General features: G+C 67.3%; 17 protein-coding genes. 12 read left to right on the top strand and 5 right to left on the bottom strand.

The window, feature by feature from the left end:
• Window positions 1-382: 382 nt before the first annotated feature.
• Window positions 383-916, top strand: a complete 534-nt coding sequence (locus NK1_RS23690) for a GNAT family N-acetyltransferase (protein WP_063012026.1) — start codon at window positions 383-385, stop codon at window positions 914-916.
• A 238-nt stretch (window positions 917-1,154) separates the two neighbouring features.
• Here the strand turns inward: NK1_RS23690 and NK1_RS23685 are convergent, their stop codons facing one another.
• Entirely contained in the window at window positions 1,155-1,559 is a 405-nt protein-coding gene (locus NK1_RS23685) for a hypothetical protein (RefSeq protein WP_063012024.1), read from the bottom strand.
• Window positions 1,560-1,656: 97 nt separating this feature from the next.
• Between NK1_RS23685 and NK1_RS23680 the strand changes: the two genes are divergently transcribed.
• From NK1_RS23680 to NK1_RS23655, 6 genes are all read left to right on the top strand, one after another.
• Window positions 1,657-2,763, top strand: coding sequence for a LuxR C-terminal-related transcriptional regulator (locus NK1_RS23680; RefSeq protein ID WP_063012021.1), 1,107 nt, complete (start codon window positions 1,657-1,659; stop codon window positions 2,761-2,763).
• A gap of 148 nt (window positions 2,764-2,911) precedes the next feature.
• On the top strand, window positions 2,912-4,978 hold the full coding sequence (locus NK1_RS23675) for a hydantoinase/oxoprolinase family protein (RefSeq protein ID WP_063012019.1): 2,067 nt from the start codon (window positions 2,912-2,914) through the stop codon (window positions 4,976-4,978).
• Window positions 4,979-4,988: 10 nt separating this feature from the next.
• Window positions 4,989-6,911: a hydantoinase B/oxoprolinase family protein gene (locus tag NK1_RS23670; RefSeq protein WP_063012017.1), complete on the top strand. Its 1,923-nt coding sequence runs from the start codon at window positions 4,989-4,991 to the stop codon at window positions 6,909-6,911.
• Window positions 6,912-6,922: 11 nt separating this feature from the next.
• Window positions 6,923-7,183: a hypothetical protein gene (locus NK1_RS33960; RefSeq protein ID WP_084461451.1), complete on the top strand. Its 261-nt coding sequence runs from the start codon at window positions 6,923-6,925 to the stop codon at window positions 7,181-7,183.
• A gap of 72 nt (window positions 7,184-7,255) precedes the next feature.
• Window positions 7,256-8,023, top strand: a complete 768-nt coding sequence (locus tag NK1_RS23660) for an SDR family NAD(P)-dependent oxidoreductase (RefSeq protein WP_063012013.1) — start codon at window positions 7,256-7,258, stop codon at window positions 8,021-8,023.
• A gap of 45 nt (window positions 8,024-8,068) precedes the next feature.
• Window positions 8,069-9,532 (top strand): aldehyde dehydrogenase family protein, encoded by a 1,464-nt coding sequence (locus NK1_RS23655; RefSeq protein ID WP_063012129.1) that lies wholly within the window; start codon window positions 8,069-8,071, stop codon window positions 9,530-9,532.
• An 82-nt stretch (window positions 9,533-9,614) separates the two neighbouring features.
• On the opposite strand, the gene NK1_RS23650 is transcribed toward NK1_RS23655, so the two are convergent.
• On the bottom strand, window positions 9,615-9,986 hold the full coding sequence (locus NK1_RS23650) for a nuclear transport factor 2-like protein (RefSeq protein ID WP_063012011.1): 372 nt from the start codon (window positions 9,984-9,986) through the stop codon (window positions 9,615-9,617).
• Between the two features lie 228 nt (window positions 9,987-10,214).
• Here NK1_RS23650 and NK1_RS23645 point away from each other — a divergent pair, with 228 nt between their 5' ends.
• Both NK1_RS23645 and NK1_RS23640 read left to right on the top strand, forming a co-directional pair.
• Entirely contained in the window at window positions 10,215-10,742 is a 528-nt protein-coding gene (locus tag NK1_RS23645) for a cupin domain-containing protein (protein ID WP_063012009.1), read from the top strand.
• A gap of 14 nt (window positions 10,743-10,756) precedes the next feature.
• Window positions 10,757-11,647, top strand: coding sequence for an SDR family NAD(P)-dependent oxidoreductase (locus NK1_RS23640; protein WP_063012007.1), 891 nt, complete (start codon window positions 10,757-10,759; stop codon window positions 11,645-11,647).
• Window positions 11,648-11,771: 124 nt separating this feature from the next.
• On the opposite strand, the gene NK1_RS23635 is transcribed toward NK1_RS23640, so the two are convergent.
• The 3 genes from NK1_RS23635 to NK1_RS23625 all read right to left on the bottom strand — a co-directional run bounded on the left by NK1_RS23635 (window position 11,772) and on the right by NK1_RS23625 (window position 15,703).
• Window positions 11,772-12,854 carry a lactonase family protein gene (locus tag NK1_RS23635; protein ID WP_167354291.1) on the bottom strand — a complete coding sequence of 361 codons (1,083 nt, stop codon included), beginning with the start codon at window positions 12,852-12,854 and terminating at the stop codon, window positions 11,772-11,774.
• Window positions 12,855-13,114: 260 nt separating this feature from the next.
• Window positions 13,115-14,359 (bottom strand): cytochrome P450 family protein, encoded by a 1,245-nt coding sequence (locus NK1_RS23630; protein ID WP_063012003.1) that lies wholly within the window; start codon window positions 14,357-14,359, stop codon window positions 13,115-13,117.
• A 210-nt stretch (window positions 14,360-14,569) separates the two neighbouring features.
• Window positions 14,570-15,703 carry a lactonase family protein gene (locus tag NK1_RS23625; RefSeq protein WP_063012001.1) on the bottom strand — a complete coding sequence of 378 codons (1,134 nt, stop codon included), beginning with the start codon at window positions 15,701-15,703 and terminating at the stop codon, window positions 14,570-14,572.
• Window positions 15,704-16,141: 438 nt separating this feature from the next.
• On the opposite strand from NK1_RS23625, the gene NK1_RS23620 reads away from it, so the two are divergent.
• The 3 genes from NK1_RS23620 (at window position 16,142) to NK1_RS23610 (ending at window position 21,236) form a co-directional block, all read left to right on the top strand.
• Window positions 16,142-16,573, top strand: coding sequence for an ester cyclase (locus NK1_RS23620; protein ID WP_063011999.1), 432 nt, complete (start codon window positions 16,142-16,144; stop codon window positions 16,571-16,573).
• Window positions 16,574-17,202: 629 nt separating this feature from the next.
• A complete protein-coding gene (locus NK1_RS23615; protein WP_218023162.1) occupies window positions 17,203-18,468 on the top strand; it encodes a cytochrome P450 family protein in 1,266 nt (421 codons plus the stop codon).
• Between the two features lie 107 nt (window positions 18,469-18,575).
• Window positions 18,576-21,236 (top strand): excinuclease ABC subunit UvrA, encoded by a 2,661-nt coding sequence (locus NK1_RS23610; RefSeq protein WP_063011994.1) that lies wholly within the window; start codon window positions 18,576-18,578, stop codon window positions 21,234-21,236.
• Window positions 21,237-21,258 lie beyond the last annotated feature (22 nt).

Below are 21,258 nucleotides of genomic sequence, written 5' to 3'. Positions count from 1 at the left end.
AAGATGGGGCGCGATGCCTCGCAACACGTGCCTCACCCATCACTGGTGAATCCGTGGACAACCATCGGTCACCGTTTCCAGCCGACGGCCACGTAGCAGCAGAGGTCCTCGTCGGTGATCCGCCCGAGGCCCGCGCTCGGGTCCGCATCCACCGGTGTGGACCGACGATGCCAGGTGGTTCGGCTCGGGATCGGTGAAATATCCGGTGATCTGGTCGTACGTGCGCGGCCGATATGCGAGGCCGTACCTGCTATCGCCGATCGCGGCCTGTTCCATCCGCGCCGGGGCGATGTCGATTGCGGCAGGAGGCACTACCGGTGCCGTTCCTGACTGCCAGCGGCGAGGCCGCCCCGCCTGACCAGCTGCTCGATAGAGTCAGCACATGCCCGAGTTGATCGCGCCGAGCACACACCTTCACCGCGCCTGGCTCGACGCGCGTACCGAGTGGGGCCCCGGCGTCCACGAAGACGGGTTCGGGTTGACGCCCGCCGACGAAGTCGACTCGCAACCCGGCTTCACAACGTGGGTGCGACGACTGACAAGCGACGCACAGACGACATACCGGTGGATCGTGGAAGACGACCGCGTACTCGGCGGGATCGCATTGCGGCACAGCTTCGACGACTACGTGGGCTGGGCCGGGCACATCGGCTTCGGCGTTCGACCGACAGCTCGACGGCGCGGGCTTGCCACCTGGGCGTTGGTCAGGATGCTCCACCAGGCACGAGCACTCGGCCTCGAGCGCGTGCTGGTCGTATGCGCCACGGACAACGTCGCATCGGCGAAAACGATCGAGCGCGTCGGCGGCATCTTCGAACAGGTTCGCGACACTCAGTACGGACCCGCGCGACGCTACTGGATAGAACTCGCACAACCCACGCCGAACCCGCACACCGAGCGCAATCCGACAAATTGACAAGAACGTACGCTCCCCGAACTGGACGCCGAGGGGTATACGGTTGTGGCGAGCCGCCACATTTGTTGCGGGACAACGCAATTCGTCCCACATCGTTTGACATCCACTGGAAGCGATCGCCGGCGTCCTATATCCACAGCGGCAGCGTCATAGGACGGTCGGAAAGTGACTGATCCTCGACCACACTTCGGCACAACGAGCGTCGACGCCATATGGATTCGGTGTCCGCCCCCGGCACTCACCCCCGGTCGGCCAGCCGGAGGACGAAACGCAGACCGGACCAGGTGTCGTCGATGGCGCAGACCTTGTTGTCGACGAGCCCGGCGGCCAACCCGAATTCGCGGACGACGGCATCGCCGAGGTCGGTGACGACCCCACTGGATTTCTTGGGCCAGGCGATCCATAGTCCACCCGCCGGCGCGAGCCGCGTGCGCCAGGTGCCGAATCGGCGATTCAGGGACGCGTAGTCGGGACAGAACCCGACGACCACGTCGTAGGGTTCGTGGCCCGCGCGCCGATGCACCGCCACCTGCGGCGGGAGGGGTTCGAGCGCGAATCCCCGCGGCGCGTCGGCCAGGAGCACGCGGGCGCCGGGCCGGATGCCGAGTTTGCGGGCCAGCGCTGCGCCCGGGGATGCCGCCATGCGCACACGATACGTACCGCTCGACCGGGCACAATCCTTTCCACCGAAACTATTGGATATATTATATTGAAGTGAGGTAGATCACGGGAGTTCACATATGGGCAGTTCATCGATTCACTGGGGTTCCGCCGAGTTGACGGCGACGGTGACCGAGATCGCGTGCGCGGCAAGCGAGGTGCTCGATCGCGAACCGTTCGACGCGCCACTGGAAGCGGGACGACCACCCGGCTCCTCCGCCTTGAACGATCTGTGGGATCTGGTGACCACCGAGGCGCTGCGAGAAGCCGGCGACGCCATCGCGCCGGATCGTCTCACCGACCTGATCGGGCTGCTCGGGCGGATCCGCGAGGCGGAGGCGATGCACGCGCAGCTGCGACTCGCCGACCGGACTCGCGCCCTCGCGGGCGTGCGCACCGCGCTCGCGCGGGTCGGCACGGCCCGGTCGGTCGACGCTCTACTGGCTCGCGCTCCGGAAGCGGCATGCAGTCTCGGATTCGATCGCGCGCTGGTGTCCACCGTCGACGGAACGTGGCGGCTGCACACGATGTGCGTCGTGCGCGATCAGCGCTGGGCCGAGGAGATTGTCGCGGTAGGCCGGGAGAACCCACCCGTGCTGGATCGCGGCCTGGTGGAGAACGACCCGGTGGTCGATGCGCGTCCCGTCCTCGTCGCCGAGGTCCAGGACAACCCCCGGGTCAACCGCCCCCTCGCGCAGATCACCAAATCGTCGTCGTACGGAATCGCGCCGCTGCTGGTCGACGGCGAGGTGGTCGGGCTGGTGCACGGCGACTGCTATCACCAGCGGCGGATGCTCGGCGAGGTCGACCGGATGGTGTTGTCGGCCTTCGCCGACGGGCTGAGTCAGCACCTGGCGAGAGTCACTGTGCTGGAGGGACTCTCGGCGATCCGCACGCGGATCGACGGTCTGACCGGATGGCGCGACCCGGCCCCGGCGGTGGTCGAATCCGTCGCGGCGAGCCGCGACGACGATTCGGTTCTGACCCGCCGGGAGGCGCAGATCGTGCGGCTGATGGCGGCCGGTGACTCGAACGGCAAGATCGCCCGCCGGCTCACCATCTCCGAGGGCACGGTGAAAACCCACATCACTCGCATCCTGCGCAAACTGGGCGCCGCCAACCGAGCCGAAGCCGTCTCGATCTGGCTGCGCAGCTCCGCGACGACTGGTTCGACCGCGCGCGGCTGACCCGCCGGCGACCGGTTGAACCGAAGGTCGTACGAATCCCTTACCTGCGCCGGATGTTGTCGACAGCACTTCACGAGACAGTGAGCTGCACCACAAAAGCGGCGTCCTGCACGGAGCCGCTGCAGCACATGGCACTGGAGGCGCAGGTATGACGGAAACTGAGCAAGCGGCCGACTGGATCGTCGGCATCGATGTCGGTGGCACATTCACCGACATCATCGGCCTCAATCAGAGCACCGGGGAGATCCGCGACGGCAAGGTCTTGTCCACGCCGGAGCAGGAGGTCGGGGTGCTGGACAGTATCGCGGCCATCGACCTCGGGATTCCCGAGATCGCGGAAATCGTGCACGGCCACACGGTCGGCATCAACGCCCTGCTCAGCCGTACCGGCGCGCCGACCGGGCTGATCTCGACCCGCGGGCACAAGGATCTGCTCGACATCGGCCGCATGCACCGCGAATTCGGCGATCGCTTCTACGACCCCACCTGGGTGCGCCCGCATCAGGAGCGGCCGATCGTCGCACGCGAATCCCGTTACGGGATCGGCGAACGCCTGCGCCATGACGGCTCGGTGCTGCTGCCACTCGACGAGGACGAGGTCCGCGCGGCCGCGCGCGAACTGGCCGGGCGGGGCACCGAGTCGGTGGCCGTCTGTCTGCTCAACTCCTATATCAATCCCGAGCACGAGCGCCGCGCCGCCGAAATCGTCGCCGAGGAAATGCCGGACGCCTATATCCAGACCTCCGCGCTGTATCCGGTCACCAAGGAGCACGAGCGCACCACCACCGTGGCCCTGGACGCCTACGTCGGGCCCGCCGTCGTCGGCTACCTGAACCGCCTGATGAACCGCCTGGCCGAGCGCGACTATCGGGGCACGTTGTGGATCATGATGATGAACGGCGGTGTCGCCACCTTCGCCGACGCCGGGAAAGCGCCGGTGTTCCAACTGGTTTCGGGCCCCGTCGGTGGTGTCAGCGGCAGCGTGAAACTGGCGAACGAGGGCAGCGCACCGAATCTGCTCACCATCGACGTGGGCGGCACCAGTACCGATGTGGCCGCGATCCGCCGGGGCAAAACCCCGCTCACCGACACCTGGACCTTGGAAACCGGGCTGACGCTGACCATGCCGCTGGTGGATGTGGAGAGCATCGGCTCGGGCGCGGGCAGCCTGATCCGGCCCAACGCACTGGGCAACGTCGCGGTGGGACCGGCTTCGGCCGGATCGAATCCGGGACCGGTGTGCTACCGGCGCGGCGGCACCGAACCCGCCCTCACCGACGCCTGCGCCGCGCTCGGGATACTGCAGCCGGACCTGTTCGCAGGCGGCGCGATCAGCCTCGACGTCGACGCCTCCCTGGCGGCACTGGCGCGCACCGGCGCGCAGTGGAACATGTCAGCCGTCGAACTGGCCTCTGCCGCATACGAAGTCGCGTGCCAGGACATCGCCGCGAAGGTACGCACGATATCGGTCTATCGCGGGCTCGACGTGCGGGAGTTCGCGTTGCAGCCCTCGGGTTCGGCCGGGCCGATGCTCGCCGACCGCGTCGGGCAGATTCTCGGTCTCGACAAGGTGATCATTCCGACCAGCCCCGGCCAGTTCTCCGCCTTGGGGCTGCTGCGCAGCGATCTGATGGTCACCCGCGCCCAGTCGATCATGACGCCGCTGGAGCCGGCGAACGCCGACACGATCGAGGCCGCGTTCACCGCGCTGCAGGATCGCATTCGCGACGAGCTGAAGAACCAGGGCGCCGATGTCGAACGGATCCGCTTCGAGCGCGCGGTCTTCGCCATGTACCGGGGCCAGACCTGGGACAACCGGATGCCCATCCCCGCCGCGACGCTCACCGCCGAGGCCGCGGCCGCGCTCATCCCCGCGTTCCACGAGTTCTACCGCGAATCCTACGGTTTCGCGGCGACCGAGATCCCGGTCGTGGTGTCCACGGTCGAGGTGACCGCGATCATCGCCCGCGAGAACCGCAAGCCGCAGGCCGTACCCGAGGACGGCGAATCCTTCCTGCGCACAGCGCAGCTCACCGTGCCCGGCACCACCGAACCCGTCGAGGTCCCCATCCATGTCCGCGAACGCCTCGGACGCGGCGAGCAGGTGCACGGTCCCGCACTCATCGCCGAGAAGTACGCGACGACGCTGGTGCTACCCGGGCGGACCGCGTCCCTGGACGACGACCTGAATCTGATCATCGAGCCGCAGAGCTGAGGAACGATCCATGACCATCACCACCCCCGAAACCACCGGTCCCGCCGTGGACGTCGAACTCGACATCCTGCGCTACGGGCTCACCGAGGTCGCCCGCGAAATGCTGGATTCGCTGATGCGCAGCGCGTTCTCGCCGGTGTGCCGCGACATCCTCGACTGCACGGTCGTCATCCACATGCGCACCGACGAGGGCTGGGAGGCCGCCGCGCTGTGGGAGGGCTGTATGCAGCACGCCTTCATCGCCCCGCACATCGCGAATTTCGTGATGGACGACTGGGATATCGACACCATGCGGCCCGGCGACGTCATCTTCACCAACGACCCGTGGCGCGGTTCGCTGCATCAGGCCGATGTGAATCTGTTCCGTCCCGTCTTCGTCGACGGCCGCGTCGAATTCCTGCTGCAGTCGACCTCACATCTCGTGGACCTCGGCGGCCCGATCCCGGGCGGCTTCTCCAACGGCGCCCAAACCCATTTCGAGGAGCAGTTGAAGCTGCCGCCGACGCTGCTCTACGCGGGCGACGTACCGGTGCGCCCGACCTTCAACTTCCTGCTGGAGAACAACCGCGTCCCGCAACTGGTCCTCGGTGACCTGCGCGCACTCCACGGCTGCCTGGTCGTGGGCGAACGCCAATTGCAGGAGCTGATCACCCGCGGCGGGCTGGATCAGGTGCGCGCCGCCGGACGGTACGCGATCGACGCCACCGAGGCGAGTATGCGGCGCGGCATCGCGAGCATCCCGGACGGCGACTACACCGCCGAGGACTTCCTCGACGAGGACGGCGTCACCGACGAGCCGATCCCGGTCAACGTCACCGTGCGGGTGCGCGGCGACTCCATGGAAATCGACTTCTCCGGATCCGGCCGCCAGCCTCTCGGGAACTGCGGCACGGCATGGTGTGAGGCCGGGCGCTGCATCGAGGCGGTCAAGCTGATGGTCGATCCGTCGACGCCGGTCAACAGCGGAACCCTGCGCCCCATCGACGTGCTGCTGCCGGCGGGCAGTGTGGTGCAGGTGCTGCCGCCGTCGAGCTGCTCGAGCCACGCCGACATCGGCCCGCGCGCCATCAACGTGGTGTCGCAGGCGCTGAGCCAGGCGGTGGAGGAATCGTTCGCACCCGATACCGGCACGGCGCTCTACGTCGGCTTCAGCGGAATAGACAGCCGGCCGGGCCACGAGGGAACCCCTTGGGGCGCTTACGGTCTCGCGGGTGGCGGCTGGGGCGGCACCTGGAAGGAGGACGGCGTCTCGTTCTGCGTCGTCCCGATCGGCAACTGCCGCACCTCGGTGCAGGAACACGTCGAGATCGAGAGCCCGCTGGTCGTGGTTCAACACGAGATCGTCATCGACACCGCCGGTGCCGGACAGTTCCGCGGCGGCCTGGGTTCGGTCTATTCGGTCTTCGCCGAATCCGACACCTTGGTCACGGTCGTCGCCGACCGGTTGCGCCGCGGTGCGCCCGGTTCGAAGGGCGGCGGCGCGGGGACCTCGGCCTACGGCTGGTACATCACGAACTTCGATCTCGGCACGCACGGCGATCCGCTCGATCTGCGCGGCGCCGAACCGCTGTTCGGCATGTTCGACGAGGACGGCCGCCCCGACCCGAACAGCGGCGAATTCGGCCGCGGCGCCCGCTACACGTCCGGCAAGTTCTCCAATCTGCTGGTGAAAGCCGGCGATGCGATCCGCTTCGTCATCGGCGGTGGCGGCGGCTGGGGCGATCCGCTCGCACGCGACACGGCGCGGGTCGCCGCCGATGTCCGCAAAGGGCTGGTGAGCGCCGAATTCGCTGTCGCCGCTTACGGAGTCGTGATCACCGACGGCGAGGTGGACGAGGCCGCCACCGCGCAGCGGCGTGCCCATCTGGCCGCCGAACGTGAACAGGGCCGCTGGCAGGTGCCGGTCGCCAACCCCACCACCTGGATCATCTGAGAGGTATCCCCATGTCAGTCGATCGACTCCTCTTCCCCCGCCCCGAAACCCCGCGCGTGTACGTCGAACGCACCCCCGTCGACGGCGAGTGCTCCGCCTGCGGCGCAGCCGATCTCGCCCGCTATCCCGTGGCCAACTATCTGGGGGCCCGCATGGTGGTGAAGTGCCAGCAGTGCTTCCACCACGTCTCGGTGACTCGCCCGAAGCCCGAAGACCATTGGCCCGCGTGGCGGTCACCGACTCGGGACTGGCCCGCGTCACGGGTCGGCTGAGGACACAACGAAGCCGCGTTGTCACCACACGGAATATGCGGCGCGGCAAACACATTCGAAAGGAACCAACCAATGACAGGGCTGCTGCTCGACGGCAAAGTCATCCTCATCACCGGCGCCGCCGGCGGGATCGGGCGGGCCACCGCGCTGCTCGCGGCGCGTGAAGGCGCGCGACTGGCGCTGACCGATATCTCCGACGATCGCGTGCGGGCTGTCGCCGACGAGGTGCGGTCGAGCGGCGGTGCGGCCGTGGCGATTCCGGCCGATCTCACCGACGGCGACTCCGTGGACGCGATGGTCGCCGCCGCGGTCGAGCATTACGGCCGCCTCGACGGCGCGTTCAACAACGCCGGTGTCAGCGGGGGCCAGATCGGTCAGGGCGGCCGTCGTGTCGGCGAATGGGACGAGACGGCATTCGATCAAGCCATTGCCGTGAACCTCAAGGGCGTGTGGCTGTGCCTGCGCGCAGAGCTGAAGCAGATGGAGAGCCAGGGCGGCGGCGCGATCGTGAACACCGCGTCGCTGGCCGGCCTCACCGGCTTCAAGACCACCGCCGGATATTCGGCCGCCAAACACGGTGTGGTCGGCCTGACCAAGACCGCGGCGATCGAGTACGCGCCCACCGTCCGGATCAACGCGGTGTGCCCCGGCTACACCGACACCGATCTGATGAAGGACGCCAAGCGCCGCAGCGGCGACACGATCATGTCGCGGATCCCGTCGGCGCGGCTCGCGCAACCGACCGACATCGCCGAGATGGCCTGCTGGCTGCTCTCCGACCGTGCCGGTTACGCGACCGGCGGCGAATTCGTCGTCGACGGTGGATATATGGCGGGATAACCGAATTGCTCTGTATACGACAGCTTTTCGCAAAGGACTGTGAACATGACTGCCCTGACAGGTGAGGCCGCGAGCTATATCGACGGCCGCTGGATCGCCGGGGACGGCGAACCGATCGCCTCGATCAATCCCAGCACCGGCGAGCAGCTGGCGCTCACCCCGTCCACCGGCGCAGCGCAGGTCGCCGCGGCGGTAGCGGCCGCGCGGCGCGCCTTCGACGGCGGCGAATGGAGCCGGCTGAGCCCCGCCGACCGCGGCGCCCTGCTGCACCGGTTCACCGATCTGCTCGAAGCACGCCGTGACGACATCGTCGCCCTGGCCGCCACCGAGATCGGCACCCCCGTCAGCAGCGCGGCCACCCTGCACGTGGATCTGCCGGCGAAATTCTTCCGATGGTTCGCCGATGCCGCGGCACGCGGTCCGCGCGACGGATACGAACAGCCACTGCCGCTGGACCACGATCCGATCGTCTCCGGCAGCATGCTGGTGCGCGAGCCCGCGGGCGTGGTCGCCGCCATCGTCGCCTACAACGTGCCGGTGATGATGTGCGCGTACAAACTGGGTGCCGCGCTGGCGGCGGGCTGCTCCACGGTACTGGTCACCTCACCGCGCGCCATCCTGCTCACCTCGGCGATCGTGCGACTGTTCGAGGAGGCCGGATTCCCTTCCGGTGCGGTCAATCTGGTGTTCGGGCCACCGGGAACCACGACGCTCGTGGTCGAGGCCCCGGAGGTCGATATGGTGACCTTCACCGGGTCGGCCGCGGTGGGCAGCAAGATTCTGACCCTGGCGGCGCCGACGTTGAAGAAGGTCGTGCTCGAACTCGGCGGCAAATCACCCAATATCGTGCTGCCCGGAACGGACCTGGAACGGGCGGTCCCCGCCTCGGCCCTGCGCTTCACCCGCAACAGCGGCCAGGCCTGCGGGGCCACCACCCGAACTCTGGTGCCGCAGAAGGATTTCGACGAATACGTCGAGCGATCGGCGGCATTCCTGCGCGGCCTCACCATCGGCGATCCCCTGTCCCCCGACACGATTCTGGGCCCGCTGATCACCGGCGAGCACCGGGACAGGGTCGAGGGATTCCTGGCCCGGGCGCGGGACGCGGGTGCCCGGTTCCCGACCGGCGGTGGCCGGCCGGCGGGGCTGGACGCGGGCTTCTTCCTCGAGGCGACGCTGGTGACTCAGGTACCCAACGAGGCGGAGATCGCCCAGGAGGAACTGTTCGCACCCGTCGGTGTGGTGATGCCCTATACCGATCTCGACGATGCGGTCCGCATGGCCAACGACGCCAAATACGCACTCAACGCCAATGTGTGGGGTCCGACCGCCGATGCCCTCGCCTTCGGCCGGCGGCTGCGCTCGGGCACGGTCACCATCAACGGCGGCGGCGGCATGCGCGCCGACGCGCCCTGGGGCGGACCGGGATACAGCGGGATCGGCCGCGAAGGCGGCGACGAGGGGCTGCGCGAGTTCTTCGAGATCAAGCACATGCAGTGGCCGCTGTAGGGGCACTGCGACAGTGATACGCGAACGGCGCGTCGGCTGGGGAAGGATTGCCGACGCGCCGATTCCGTTCGCGGACTTCGGTTTACGGCTGCACACCCATTTCCGGGCCGATGTACTCGCGAACCCGCGCGGCCTTTCCGTCGCGCACCTCCACGAGCTGGATCAGGTGCAGTTTCATCTTCTGACCGCTGATCTGCACCTCGGTCGTGACCTCGTTGAAGAAACCCTTCTCTGTGAAGGTGATTCCCTGGGCCTGAAAATCGGGCACGCCGTCGTCACCGGAACGCTCGTAGACCGCGGCGACAGCCTCGGCCACCGACACCCATTTGTCGTCGGCGCTGTGCCACACCTGGCAGTCCGGAGTGCTGATCTCGAGGAACAGGTCGATATTCTTCAGGGCTTTGACCCAGTTTTCCGCGAGGTCGATGGTCGCCTGGTCGGGTGTGGTGCTCATCGGTAGTCGGTGCCTTCCTATCGGGGTTCTGCAGGTGGCCTGCGTCACTCATGATGTCCGCGCGCCGGCGCGCCGAGTGTGCAGATATTTGGACACTTCACGCGCCCGCACTCCGCCACTCTCTTCCGAGGAAGGCGGGTCCACGGCCGCGGCAGCACACTTGCTTTACATATTTTATATAGTATTTTGTGACGGAGAGCACGCTCGTATCCGCAGGGAAGGAACCTCATGAGGGGCGAACATCTGAACAAGACCGCGCGGCGAGTCATCGCGGGACTGGACGCCGACGGCAAATCGACCGTCGTCGTGGACGAAGACACCGCCACCCGGGTGGCCCTCCCCGCGTTCACGGTCAACGACGTCTGGCGCGTCGACTCACTGCCTGGCCGGTACCGGGACGAGGACACATTGCGGCCGGAGGTGGAACTCGACCCACCCGCGAAGGGACTCGTGGTCCGGCTGGCCACCTTCCCGCCGGACAGCGAGATCGATCCCGCGGTGTACGCCGAGTCGATCGGGAATCTGCACGGCGAGGACGCCAATGCCGAGAGCGACGGCATCGTCGGCCTACACGCGACCGAGACCATCGATATCGCCACGATTCTCGACGGCGAGATCTACGCGCTCTACGAAACCGGCGAGACCCTGCTGCGCGCCGGCGACACCGTGATCAACCGCGGCGTCAAACATGCCTGGAGCAATCGCACCGACAAACCCGTGACGATGGTCGCGGTCATGCTGCCGGCAACGGCCTGATAGAGGAGTAATACATGCTGTCATTCGACGGACGCGTCGCCGTGGTCACCGGCTCGGGGCGTGGCCTCGGCGCGTCGCACGCCAAATTCCTGGCTTCCCGGGGTGCGGCGGTCGTGATCAACGATCTGGGCGGTTCCGCTCAGGGCACCGGGGCCAGTTCGGCTCCGGCCGAGGACGTGGTGGCCGAGATCATCGCCGCCGGCGGGCGCGCGGTGGCGAACTTCGATTCGGTCACCGAGAACCCGGAGGGCATCGTGCGGGCCGCGATCGACGCGTTCGGCCGCCTCGACATTCTGGTCAACAACGCCGGCATCAACAAGGTGCAATCCTTCGGCCCGGACGTGCTGGCGTCGATCCGGCAGCACATGGAGGTGCACTTCTTCGGTACCGCCGGAGTGACCGCCGCCGCCTGGCCGCACCTGATCGAGAGCGGATCCGGGCGCGTCGTGAACACCACCTCCCCCACCCTGATCGGCTTCCCGCAGCAGACTCCCTACGTCTCCGCCAAGGGTGCGATCTTCGCGTTCACCCGGACCCTCGCCTTCGAGGCGCAAGAGGTGGGCATCAAGGTCAACGCGATCGCTCCCACCGCGGCGACCCGGATGTCCGACGAGGCGGATCTGCCGGAGGAGTTCAAGCAGTTCATGCGCGACAACCTGCCGACCTCGCTGGTCAGCCCCGTCGTGGCCTATCTGGCGCACGAGGAGTGCGCCATCAACGGCGAGGTCCTCCAGGCCCAGGGCGGCGAAGTGCAGCGGCTCGTCCTCGGTTTCAACGACGGCTTCACGAGCAAGGACCTCACCCCGGAGCTCGTGCAGCAGCACATCGGCCAAATCCTCGATCCCGCAACGCATGTACCGTTCAAGACGATCGACGAGCAGGATCTCAGCGCGGTGGGCAAGTAGACGGATTCAGCGCTGTCGCCTTGCGACAGCTGACGTCGTGACGACGAGCGCGTCGACCGGTATTCCGGTCGACGCGCTCGTCGTTCGGCGCGCATCCCCCGACGATGGGATCCCGCTCGAGTTTCTACGGCGTCAGCGCGACCACCGGACCGTCGGACATGACCACCCCGGTATCGAGCGGCGGCCGCCCCGACGGCGTCAAGCGGCCGTCGTCACCGATCAGATAGGTATGCACCATATTGGTGATGTGCGCGGTCAGCACATCGACGAGATACAGGTGCCGACCGTCCGGATCCAGCGCTACCTGGCCAGGCATGGTTGCCGCGGGGGCGGCGTAGGGTGAGCCCGGAAGCGGAGTGAGCGCGCCGTCGGGGCGCACGTCGAATCCGGCGATCGACTGGCCGACGGCATTGGGTACGTAAAGGCGATGTCCGTCCGCGCTGACGACCGCCCCGTGCGGCACTCCCCCGGTCGGATACGGCGAACCCGGTGTGGGGGTCACCCTGCCGTCCGCGCCGACGGCGAAGCCGGACAGGTCGAAGCCGAACTCGTTGCTCTCGTAGAGATATCGGCCGTCGGGTGTGAACCCGGGGGCGATGGGGCCGAGCTCGACGCTTGTCACCCCGATCGGAGTGAGGGCGCCGTCGGGACCGATCGCGAAGTTGGACATGGTATTTCCGATATAGGGAGCCACCCGCAGAAACCGGCCGCTCGGATCGACGCGAGCCATAGCCACCGCGCTGAGTCCGTCCACCGTCACCGGCGGCGCACCGGTCGGGGTCAGCGCACCGGACGGCGCGACCGCGAACGACTCCACATGCCCCGGGAGACCGCCGACGACGACGAACAGATGCGACCCGTCGGGCGCGAGTACCGCGCTGGTCGGCGGACCGTCGAGCGTGATGTTCGCACCCGGAATCGGGTGCAGCGCACCGGCATCGTCGAGCCGGAAACCGGTGACCCCCAGATCACCGGCGTGCGGCACATAGACGGTCCGCCCGTCCGGCGCGACGACCAGCGACAGAATGCCGAAGCCGGTCGGGAACGGACTGCCGGGCACCGTCGACAACGCACCGTCGTCGCCCACCTCCACCACACTGATCCCCATCGACGCGGTGCCCGCCGTGATCAGGAATCGAGGATGCGCCGCGGGCGCCGCCGAGGCATGCGGCACCGGGCCGGCCACGGCGATGATCGCCGTACACACGGCGGCGCCGACATTCGTTGCGATGCCGTCGAATACGCGATGTCGCCGACGTCGCCGAACCGCCGTATTCCCGAACTTCCCCATCATTCCTCCGAGTGAAGTGACGCAGACTCGATGTGGGGCAAACACATTGCCGCACAGCTGATTTCACGTGGCCGACCGGATAGCCGGCCACGCGCACGCTGTTCGACTGTAGGCAGAATCCACCCGCGCGGCTGTCCAGAAATATGCACACCGAGGGCGGCGCCCGGCCGCCGGATTCAGCCGATGCTCAGTGGCGGTGACGGCGGGAACACGACGGGAAGCGCGGTCAGCGCACGATGGAAGGGGCCACGCCGCCAGGTCAGTTCGGCGGCCGGCACCGCGAGCCGCATCTCCGGCAGGGCGTCGAGCAACTGGTCGACCGCGTCCTGCGCGACCAGATAGGCCACCGACCGCGCGGGGCAGGCATGGGGCCCGACACTCCACGACAGATGGGAGCTGTTGTCGACGTATTCGCCGACCGCGACGGCGGGATCGTTGTTGCACGCGGCCATGCTGATGACGACCGGCTGATGCGCCGGCAGCCAGACGCCGTCGATCAGCACGGCCTGCCGAGGAAAGGTCGTGCACATATTGGCCAGCGGCGGGTCGGTGAACAGCACCTCGTCCACCGCCGCGCGGGTGGTCATGCTGCCGCCGAGCAGCCCACCCGCGAACCGGTCTTCGGTGAGCAGCGTGCGCACCGTGTTCACGATCAGGTTGTGCAGCGGTTCGATCCCCGCACCGTAGAAGCTGAACAACTGCGCGATCATCTCGTCCTGGTCCAGTTGCACCGGATGCCGCAGCAGCCGTGAGGTGACGTCGTTGCCCGGCTCCTTGCGGCGCAGCGCGATCAGGTCGGCGAGTGCCGCGACGAGCAGGGCGTCGGCCTCGTCGGTCTCGGCGCCGTCGAAGATCGCGGTAAAGGCGTCGGCCGCGCGGCGGCCGATATCGGCGGGGCAGCCGAGCAGCGTATTGACCACCTGAAAGGTGAGCGGATAGGCGTACTCGGTAATGATCTCGGCGGTCCCGGTGGTGCAGAACGCATCGATCAGCGGAACCGCGATCCGCTCGACCGTATGGTGCAGCGCGAACATCTCGACCTCGTGCAACGCGGCGACCGTGGGAGTGCGGTAGCGAGCGTGTTCGGCGCCGGCGCTACGAAAGGCGTTGGGCCGCCACTCCATCAGCGGTAGCACCGGACAATCGGCCGGTATCTGCCGCTGCCAGTGCCGAGGATCGGCCGGAAAATGGTCGGGGTCGTTGAGGATCCGCCGGGCGACCTGGTAGTCGATCACCAGCGTGGCGGGCACGCCCGGTGCGAGGTCGATCGGCACCAGCGCTCCGAACCGCTCACGCGCCTGCCGATAGATCCGATGCGGGTCGGCGGCGAATTCTTCGGTGTACAGGGGGATTCGAGGACCACTGCTGTCGCCCGGCGAGCCGTAGCGGACCGGACCGGGGGTCTGCGGTGAGGTGGGCATGAAACGTACTCCGGACTTTCGAGCAACCGATGCGGACCGCCGGTCGAGTACGACGGCGGCGGCCGGTCGGGATGTTATCCGGAGAAGCGCGATGCGCGGGGCAAATTAAATATATCCCGCACTTGATGTTATGCGTTGTCTACATCCAGCGCACGGTGACCGCGGGTGGCTGTCGTCACACCCGCGGTCCGCCCGCGGTGGGCGCCTTTTTTATTGTGGCGCAGTGAGAATCGCGTCGGGACCGTCGGAGAACACAAGTCCTGTGTCGGTCACTGGGACGCCGGACGGAGCCAGACTTCCGTCTTCTGCGATCGTGTACGAGTGAACCTGGGTGGTGCCGTGCGCGGTCAGGGCGTCGATGAGAAACACCTTCCCGGCCGCCTCGTCCAGGACGACCCGTCCCGGGATCGTGCCCGCCGGAGCGGCATACGGCGAGCCCGGGACAGGAATCAACGCGCCGTCGCCACCGATCGTGAAACCGCCGATCGCGCCACCCATCGAGGCGGGCACGTACAGCCGGTGGCTGTCGGCGGTGATCGCGACACCGTGCGGAAGGAAGCCGACCCGATAGGGCGATCCCGGCGTCGGCGTCAGCCGTCCGTCGACAGCGATCGCGAAACCCGCCACCCCGTCGCTCGCCTCGTTGCTGACATAGAGGAAGCGACCGTCGGGTGTGACGCCGTGCAGAGTGGGTTGCATACCGGCGAAGACCGGGCCGCCGACCGCGCGCAGGCCGCCGTCGGGCTGCACCGCGAAACTGGAGACGGTCATGTTCAGCCAGCTCGCCAGGAAGAGGAAGCGGCCGTCCGGTGACAGGGTCGGCATGGTCAGGCCGCTGATCCCGGGGATCGGAGTCGCCTGGGCTCCCGTGGGGCTCAGCGCTCCCGACGCGTCGATGCGGTACGAGCGCACTTCGTTCGTCGCGCCGCCGATGGTCGCGAACATGCGCGAGCCGTCGGGGCTGATGGTGAAGCCGACGGCCGGCGTGCCGAGGTCGAGCTGGGCGCCGGGGATCCGGCTCAGGGTGCCGTCCGCGTTCAGATGATATCCACTGATGGTGCCCGAAACCGTATGTGCGACATACACTGTGCGGCCGTCCGGGGTCGCGGTCAGCGACAGCGCGCCGGTCCCCGCGGGGAACGGGGAGCCACCCACATTCGAGAGTGCGCCGACGCCGTCGACCCGTAGCACTTCGATATTGGATGACGCCGCACCGGCGATGACCAGATAGCGATCCGGCGTGGCCGCGATGGCCGAGCCTGACCAGCCGCCGCAGGTGACGGCGACGGCTGTCGCCACTCCCACCGCCGCGCCGCGTGCCGCGTGAACTGCCTTGTGGAACACTTCTACCTCCATAATTCCGGTGGGCGGCGTCGCCCACAGGGCGCAGAGGACCGCCACCGGAAACAGCCGGAGGTACGGGAATCCGCGATCACGACCGGTCGGTGGATGCGATGCCCCCGGTGCAGCGGCGTTGTCGAACCACCCGATACGCCGACCGCCGAAAAGTGTGATGGTGCCTCTGCTTTCGGCGACGCTACGCAGCACCCTGGATGTGGAGTGTCCAGAAGTTTGGACATCCCCGTAACCCCGTCGGCAGGCATCGGCAGCGCCCAGCCCTCGGAGATGCGAGTGCCGCACCGGAGCGCGTTCCGTGCACGCGACAACCGCCGAACGAACCGGCCGAGTGTCCAATATTCCGGACACCATATCTGGAATATGTGAAATATCGTGCATGATGTCCGGATTCCGGCCGACCATTACCGATACGGAGGCATGTAAATGAGCGAGCTGCTACGCGGTTTCATCGAAGCGCACTACCAGGGATTGAACACCGGCGACGTGGAGCTTGCGGCGAGCCCGTTCTCCGATGACGTGGCGTGTGAATTCCCGTCCGGTCCCCTGGCGGGCATCGGCGAGCTGCGCGGCATGATCCAGACCTTCATCACCGCGTTCCCGGATCTGACGATCACGGTGCGCAACATCTGGCACGACGGTGACGGCGCCGTCGCCGAAGTGTCGTTCTCGGGAACCCACACCGGGCCGCTGGCCACGCCGCAGGGTGAGGTCCCGCCCACCGGCCGCGCCGTGCGGTTCCCGCTCGTCGACACCTTCGCGGTGAAGGACGGCAAGGTCGTCGAGCACCGCGGCTATTGGGACAACGCCGCGTTCCTGACCCAGCTCGGCCTGTTGCCCGCAGCCGCCGAAGCCTGATATCGGGGGCGACAAACCAAGGGGAACGACAGTGGGGGTGCTGCGTGCCGTGCGCGCGCAGCCTCACCACGGCCCGGTTCATTGTCGCCGATGACGATGAGTACCGGCTGGTCGAGCAGTCGTCGACAACCAAACGTCGTGCGGCCGTTCTTCGCCCCGCCACCACCGCGGATGCCGAGCACACCGATATGGTCCGCCTCGTCATGCGAGCGTCGTGATGTTTCGCCGCGAAGCCGTGATCACACCGTGCTGATCGAAGGTAGCGGCGAAGAAGCGTTCGCCGATGCCGCCGAGCTACCATCGGTTTCGCTCTCGGGCTCCGAATAAGACTCCGCTTCAACGACTTCCGAACAGCCCCGGCGTGCGAGCAGCGCATGTCGATGCGATGTGCACGCGGAAGCCACTCGGGCACACGGATGTTTACTGGACGGTAGCCATGGCTAATCCGTGGCCGGGGCCTCCCTGCTTCACCCGATCGAAACTGCTCGACCTCTCACCGATGCACCGCTGATCGATTACTCGTTCCGGACCGCATCGGCCGCAAGTCAGAATGTTCGGCGAAAGGACTGAGGGACAGTGCATCACCTATGTTCGAGCTCGGCCATGGTTTCGCCGGCCGGTGGTGGCCGGTGACAGCCGAGATGGAAATCCTCGAACTGACAGACGAGTTCTACCAGGATCCGCATGCGACCTATCGAGCGCTGCGCGAGCGCGGTCCCCTCCATCGCATTCGATTGGACGGTGTGATCGGCTGGCTGATCGTCGATCACGACGTGGCCAGGCAAGCCTTGGCGGAGCCGACCATCAGCAAGCGCATCGGGTCACCCGAAGGACAGGCCGTGCTGGCCAAACACGGTGCGGCCGAGATGTTCAACACCGCCATCGGCGACAACATGTTGTTCGCCGATCCGCCCCAGCACACGCGTTTGCGCCGCCTCGTGGCGAAGGCGTTCGCGGGCCCCGCCATCCGCGATCTGCAACCGAGAATCAGCTCGATCGCCGACAGCCTGCTCGCCGACATCAGCGCGCGAACGACTGTCGACCTCATCGACAGCTACGCGTTCCGCCTGCCGATCGCGGTGATCTGCGAGTTGCTCGGGGTGCCCGACGACGACAAGGCAGATTTCCGTTCGTGGACCGCCGTCGTCGTCGGCGACACGGCCACGAACGAGGAACGCGCCGCCGCCGGGGTCGAATACTTCACCTACCTGACGAAGTTGATCGCCGAACGCACCGACGACCCCCGCGACGATCTGCTCTCCCAACTGATCGTCGCGAAAGACCACGAGGACCGGCTGGACCAGCAGGAACTCATCGCCATGCTGCTCCTGCTGCTGATAGCGGGGCATGAGACCACGGTCAATCTGATCGGCAACTCGGTACTCGAGCTACTGCGCGATCCCGCGGTCGCCGAGCGGTTGCGCGCGGACCCCGAAGCGATACCCGCCTACGTCGAGGAGATCCTGCGCTGCCAGGGGTCGCTGCACTTGGCCACGGCCCGGTACACCACCGCGCCGATCACGTTGGGCGATAAGTACATCGACGCGGACGAATTCATCCTCATCTCGCTCGCCGCCGCCAACCGCGACCCCGCCCGGTTCGCCGAGCCGGACCGCATCGACCTCGAACGACCCGAGAACCGGCACATCGCTTTCGGACACGGCATCCATCACTGTCTCGGTGCCGCCCTGGCACGCATGGAGGCCACGACCGCGATCTCGAGGCTGCTGGCGACGTTCCCGGAGCTGTCGCTCGACGGCGAATTCAGCGCTCTGACGTGGCGAAAGAGCCTGTTGATCCACGGCTTGACCAGCCTGCCGGTCCGACCGGCCGCGCGCACGGATTCTCGCACCGGGCCCGTGGCCGACACGGGCCGCGTCTCCGTCATGGCCTGACCCGGCCGTCGACACGACGGGTGGTACATCGCGGCAATCCGGGTAACCGATGAGATCGGAGCACCCTTTCAGCACCGGATCGATAACCGAAGACGGGAGGCGCGGCGATGACAGGTACTTCCTCGCGGAAGCCGGCGCCGGGCGAGGACGCGCCCGCCGTTCCCTCCCGTGTCCAGGTGCGCGGCGCGCGGGAGCACAATCTCACCGGCGTCGATGTCGACATACCCCGCGACGCGCTGGTGGTGTTCACCGGCGTCTCGGGCTCGGGGAAATCGTCGCTGGCTTTCGGCACATTGTTCGCGGAGTCCCAGCGCCGATATCTCGAGTCGGTGGCCCCGTACGCGCGCCGCCTCATCGATCAGGTGGGCGTTCCCGACGTCGATTCGATCGAGGGGATGCCGCCGGCGGTCGCCCTGCAGCAACACCGCGCCGGTGGTAGTGCCCGGTCCTCCGTCGGCAGTGTGACGACGTTGTCCAGCCTGGTGCGCATGCTGTACTCGCGAGCCGGTAACTACCCCGCGAAGCAACCGATGCTCTACGCCGAGGACTTCTCGCCGAACACCGTGCAAGGTGCCTGTCCCACCTGTCACGGAATCGGCCGCGTGTACGAGGTGCCCGAGAACCTGATGGTGCCCGATCCGTCGCTGACGATCCGGGAACGAGCCATCGCCTCCTGGCCACCGGCATGGCACGGGCAAAACCTCCGCGACATCCTGGTCTCGCTCGGATACGACGTCGACCGGCCGTGGCGAGATCTACCGAAGAAGGATCGCGACTGGATCCTCTACACCGACGAGCATCCCACGGTGCCGGTCTACGCGGGCTTCACTCCGGCGCAGACGCGGCGCGCGCTGAAGCAGAACATGGAGCCCAGCTATCAGGGCACGTTCACCGGCGCGCGCCGGTACGTCCTCGACACTTTCGCGAACACCAAGAGCGCCTCGGTGAAGAAGAGGGTGTCTCGATTCATCAGCAGTGCGGTGTGCGCCACCTGCGACGGCAAACTGCTCAAACCGGAAGCCCTGTCTGTGACGTTCGAGGGGCTCGACATCGCCGAATTCTCCGCACTCTCATTGGGCCGCCTCGCCGAACTGTTGTCGTCGGTCCTCGCCGCGAACTGGCACCCGACCGGAACCGGCTCGGACGCGGTACTGGACGAGACCGCCCGGCGAGCGGCTGTCGACAAGCGTGTCGCTGCCGGCGGTGCCGCACACGATGCGGCCCCGGACGTGCGCAGCACGCCGAACATGTCGGTCGAAAAACGCGCTGCCGCACAGCGTTTGGTCAGCGAACTACTGGAACGGCTGCGGCCGGTCACCGACCTGGGCCTGGGCTATCTGTCTCTGGACCGCAGCACACCGACCCTGTCGTCCGGCGAGTTGCAGCGCGTGCGGCTGGCGACGCAACTCTCTTCGCAGCTCTTCGGAGTCGTGTACGTCCTCGACGAACCGTCGGCGGGGCTACACCCGCGTGACCGCGACGCCCTACTGGGCATCCTGAAGGGGCTGAAGCGCCGCGGCAACAGCGTGTTCGTCGTCGAGCACTCGCTCGACATCATTCGCGCCGCCGACTGGCTGGTCGATCTCGGTCCCGGCGCGGGCGAGAACGGCGGCCGGATTCTGCATTGCGGACCGCCCGAGGGCTTGCGCCACGTCGGCGAGTCGGCGACGCGTCGGTACCTGTTCGACCACGAACGGCCCGCACCCCGGCCGCCGCGGCGCGCGGAGGAATGGGTGCGACTGAAGAAGGTGCGCCGCAACAATTTACGCGATGTGTCGGTGTCGTTTCCGCTGCGGTGCCTGACCGCTGTGACAGGGGTGTCCGGCTCCGGGAAGTCGAGCCTGGTCAGTCAGGCGCTACCTGCCCTCATCGGTGAGTATCTGGGGCATCCGGTGGGCACGCCCGCCGACGACACCGGAGACGATCTGCTGCTGTCGGACGACTCGCAGGCCGTGGACGGCACGATCGTCGGCGGCGTCGGCGATCTTCGCCGGGTGGTGTGCATCGATCAGAAACCGATCGGGCGCACTCCCCGATCGAACGTCGCCACCTACACCGGAATGTTCGACCACATCCGCCGCCGTTTCGCCGCCACACCGAAGGCGCGTCGCCGGCGCTACAACGCAGGCCGATTCTCGTTCAATGTCGCCTCCGGGCGGTGCCCGACCTGTGAGGGCGAAGGCTGGGTGATGGTCGAATTGCTCTTTCTGCCCAGCGTTTACACTCCGTGCCCGGACTGCCACGGCACCCGCTATCAAGCGAGCACACTCGAAATCACTTGGCACGGACGCAATATCGCCGAGGTTCTGGAGATGAGCGTCGACGAGGCTCGGGCGTTCTTCGACGGTGACACCGACATCCTCAGAGCACTGACTGTGTTGGACGAGGTCGGGCTCGGCTACCTCCGGCTGGGGCAGCCGGCGACCGAACTGTCCGGCGGCGAGGCGCAACGGGTCAAACTCGCCACCGAACTGCAGCGCGCACATCGCGGCGACGCCCTGTACCTCCTCGACGAACCCACCTCGGGATTACATCCGGCCGATACCGACCGGCTGCTGCTGCACCTGCAGAAACTGGTGGACGCGGGCAATACCGTCATGGTCGCCGAACTGGACATGCGCGTCGTGGTCCAGGCCGACCATGTCATCGACCTCGGCCCCGGTGCCGGCAACGAGGGCGGTCGCGTCGTCACCACCGGCACCCCCGCCGACGTGGCCGCCGATCCGCACAGCGCAACCGCGCCCTACCTCGCCGCGGCGCTGCGCTGACGCTGCCCGGGCGGGTTTCCTC

Source organism: Nocardia kruczakiae NBRC 101016, assembly GCF_001612965.1.
Lineage (GTDB): Bacteria > Actinomycetota > Actinomycetes > Mycobacteriales > Mycobacteriaceae > Nocardia > Nocardia kruczakiae.
This window is presented reverse-complemented; position numbering and strand designations above follow the sequence as displayed.

Bases quoted from the DNA above. Each gene is read 5' to 3' on its own strand.
- NK1_RS23690 (WP_063012026.1), top strand. From the start codon at position 383: ATGCCCGAGTTGATCGCGCCGAGCACACACCTTCACCGCGCCTGGCTC.
- NK1_RS23685 (WP_063012024.1), bottom strand. From the start codon at position 1,559: ATGGCGGCATCCCCGGGCGCAGCGCTGGCCCGCAAACTCGGCATCCGG.
- NK1_RS23680 (WP_063012021.1), top strand. From the start codon at position 1,657: ATGGGCAGTTCATCGATTCACTGGGGTTCCGCCGAGTTGACGGCGACG.
- NK1_RS23675 (WP_063012019.1), top strand. From the start codon at position 2,912: ATGACGGAAACTGAGCAAGCGGCCGACTGGATCGTCGGCATCGATGTC.
- NK1_RS23670 (WP_063012017.1), top strand. From the start codon at position 4,989: ATGACCATCACCACCCCCGAAACCACCGGTCCCGCCGTGGACGTCGAA.
- NK1_RS33960 (WP_084461451.1), top strand. From the start codon at position 6,923: ATGTCAGTCGATCGACTCCTCTTCCCCCGCCCCGAAACCCCGCGCGTG.
- NK1_RS23660 (WP_063012013.1), top strand. From the start codon at position 7,256: ATGACAGGGCTGCTGCTCGACGGCAAAGTCATCCTCATCACCGGCGCC.
- NK1_RS23655 (WP_063012129.1), top strand. From the start codon at position 8,069: ATGACTGCCCTGACAGGTGAGGCCGCGAGCTATATCGACGGCCGCTGG.
- NK1_RS23650 (WP_063012011.1), bottom strand. From the start codon at position 9,986: ATGAGCACCACACCCGACCAGGCGACCATCGACCTCGCGGAAAACTGG.
- NK1_RS23645 (WP_063012009.1), top strand. From the start codon at position 10,215: ATGAGGGGCGAACATCTGAACAAGACCGCGCGGCGAGTCATCGCGGGA.
- NK1_RS23640 (WP_063012007.1), top strand. From the start codon at position 10,757: ATGCTGTCATTCGACGGACGCGTCGCCGTGGTCACCGGCTCGGGGCGT.
- NK1_RS23630 (WP_063012003.1), bottom strand. From the start codon at position 14,359: ATGCCCACCTCACCGCAGACCCCCGGTCCGGTCCGCTACGGCTCGCCG.
- NK1_RS23620 (WP_063011999.1), top strand. From the start codon at position 16,142: ATGAGCGAGCTGCTACGCGGTTTCATCGAAGCGCACTACCAGGGATTG.
- NK1_RS23610 (WP_063011994.1), top strand. From the start codon at position 18,576: ATGACAGGTACTTCCTCGCGGAAGCCGGCGCCGGGCGAGGACGCGCCC.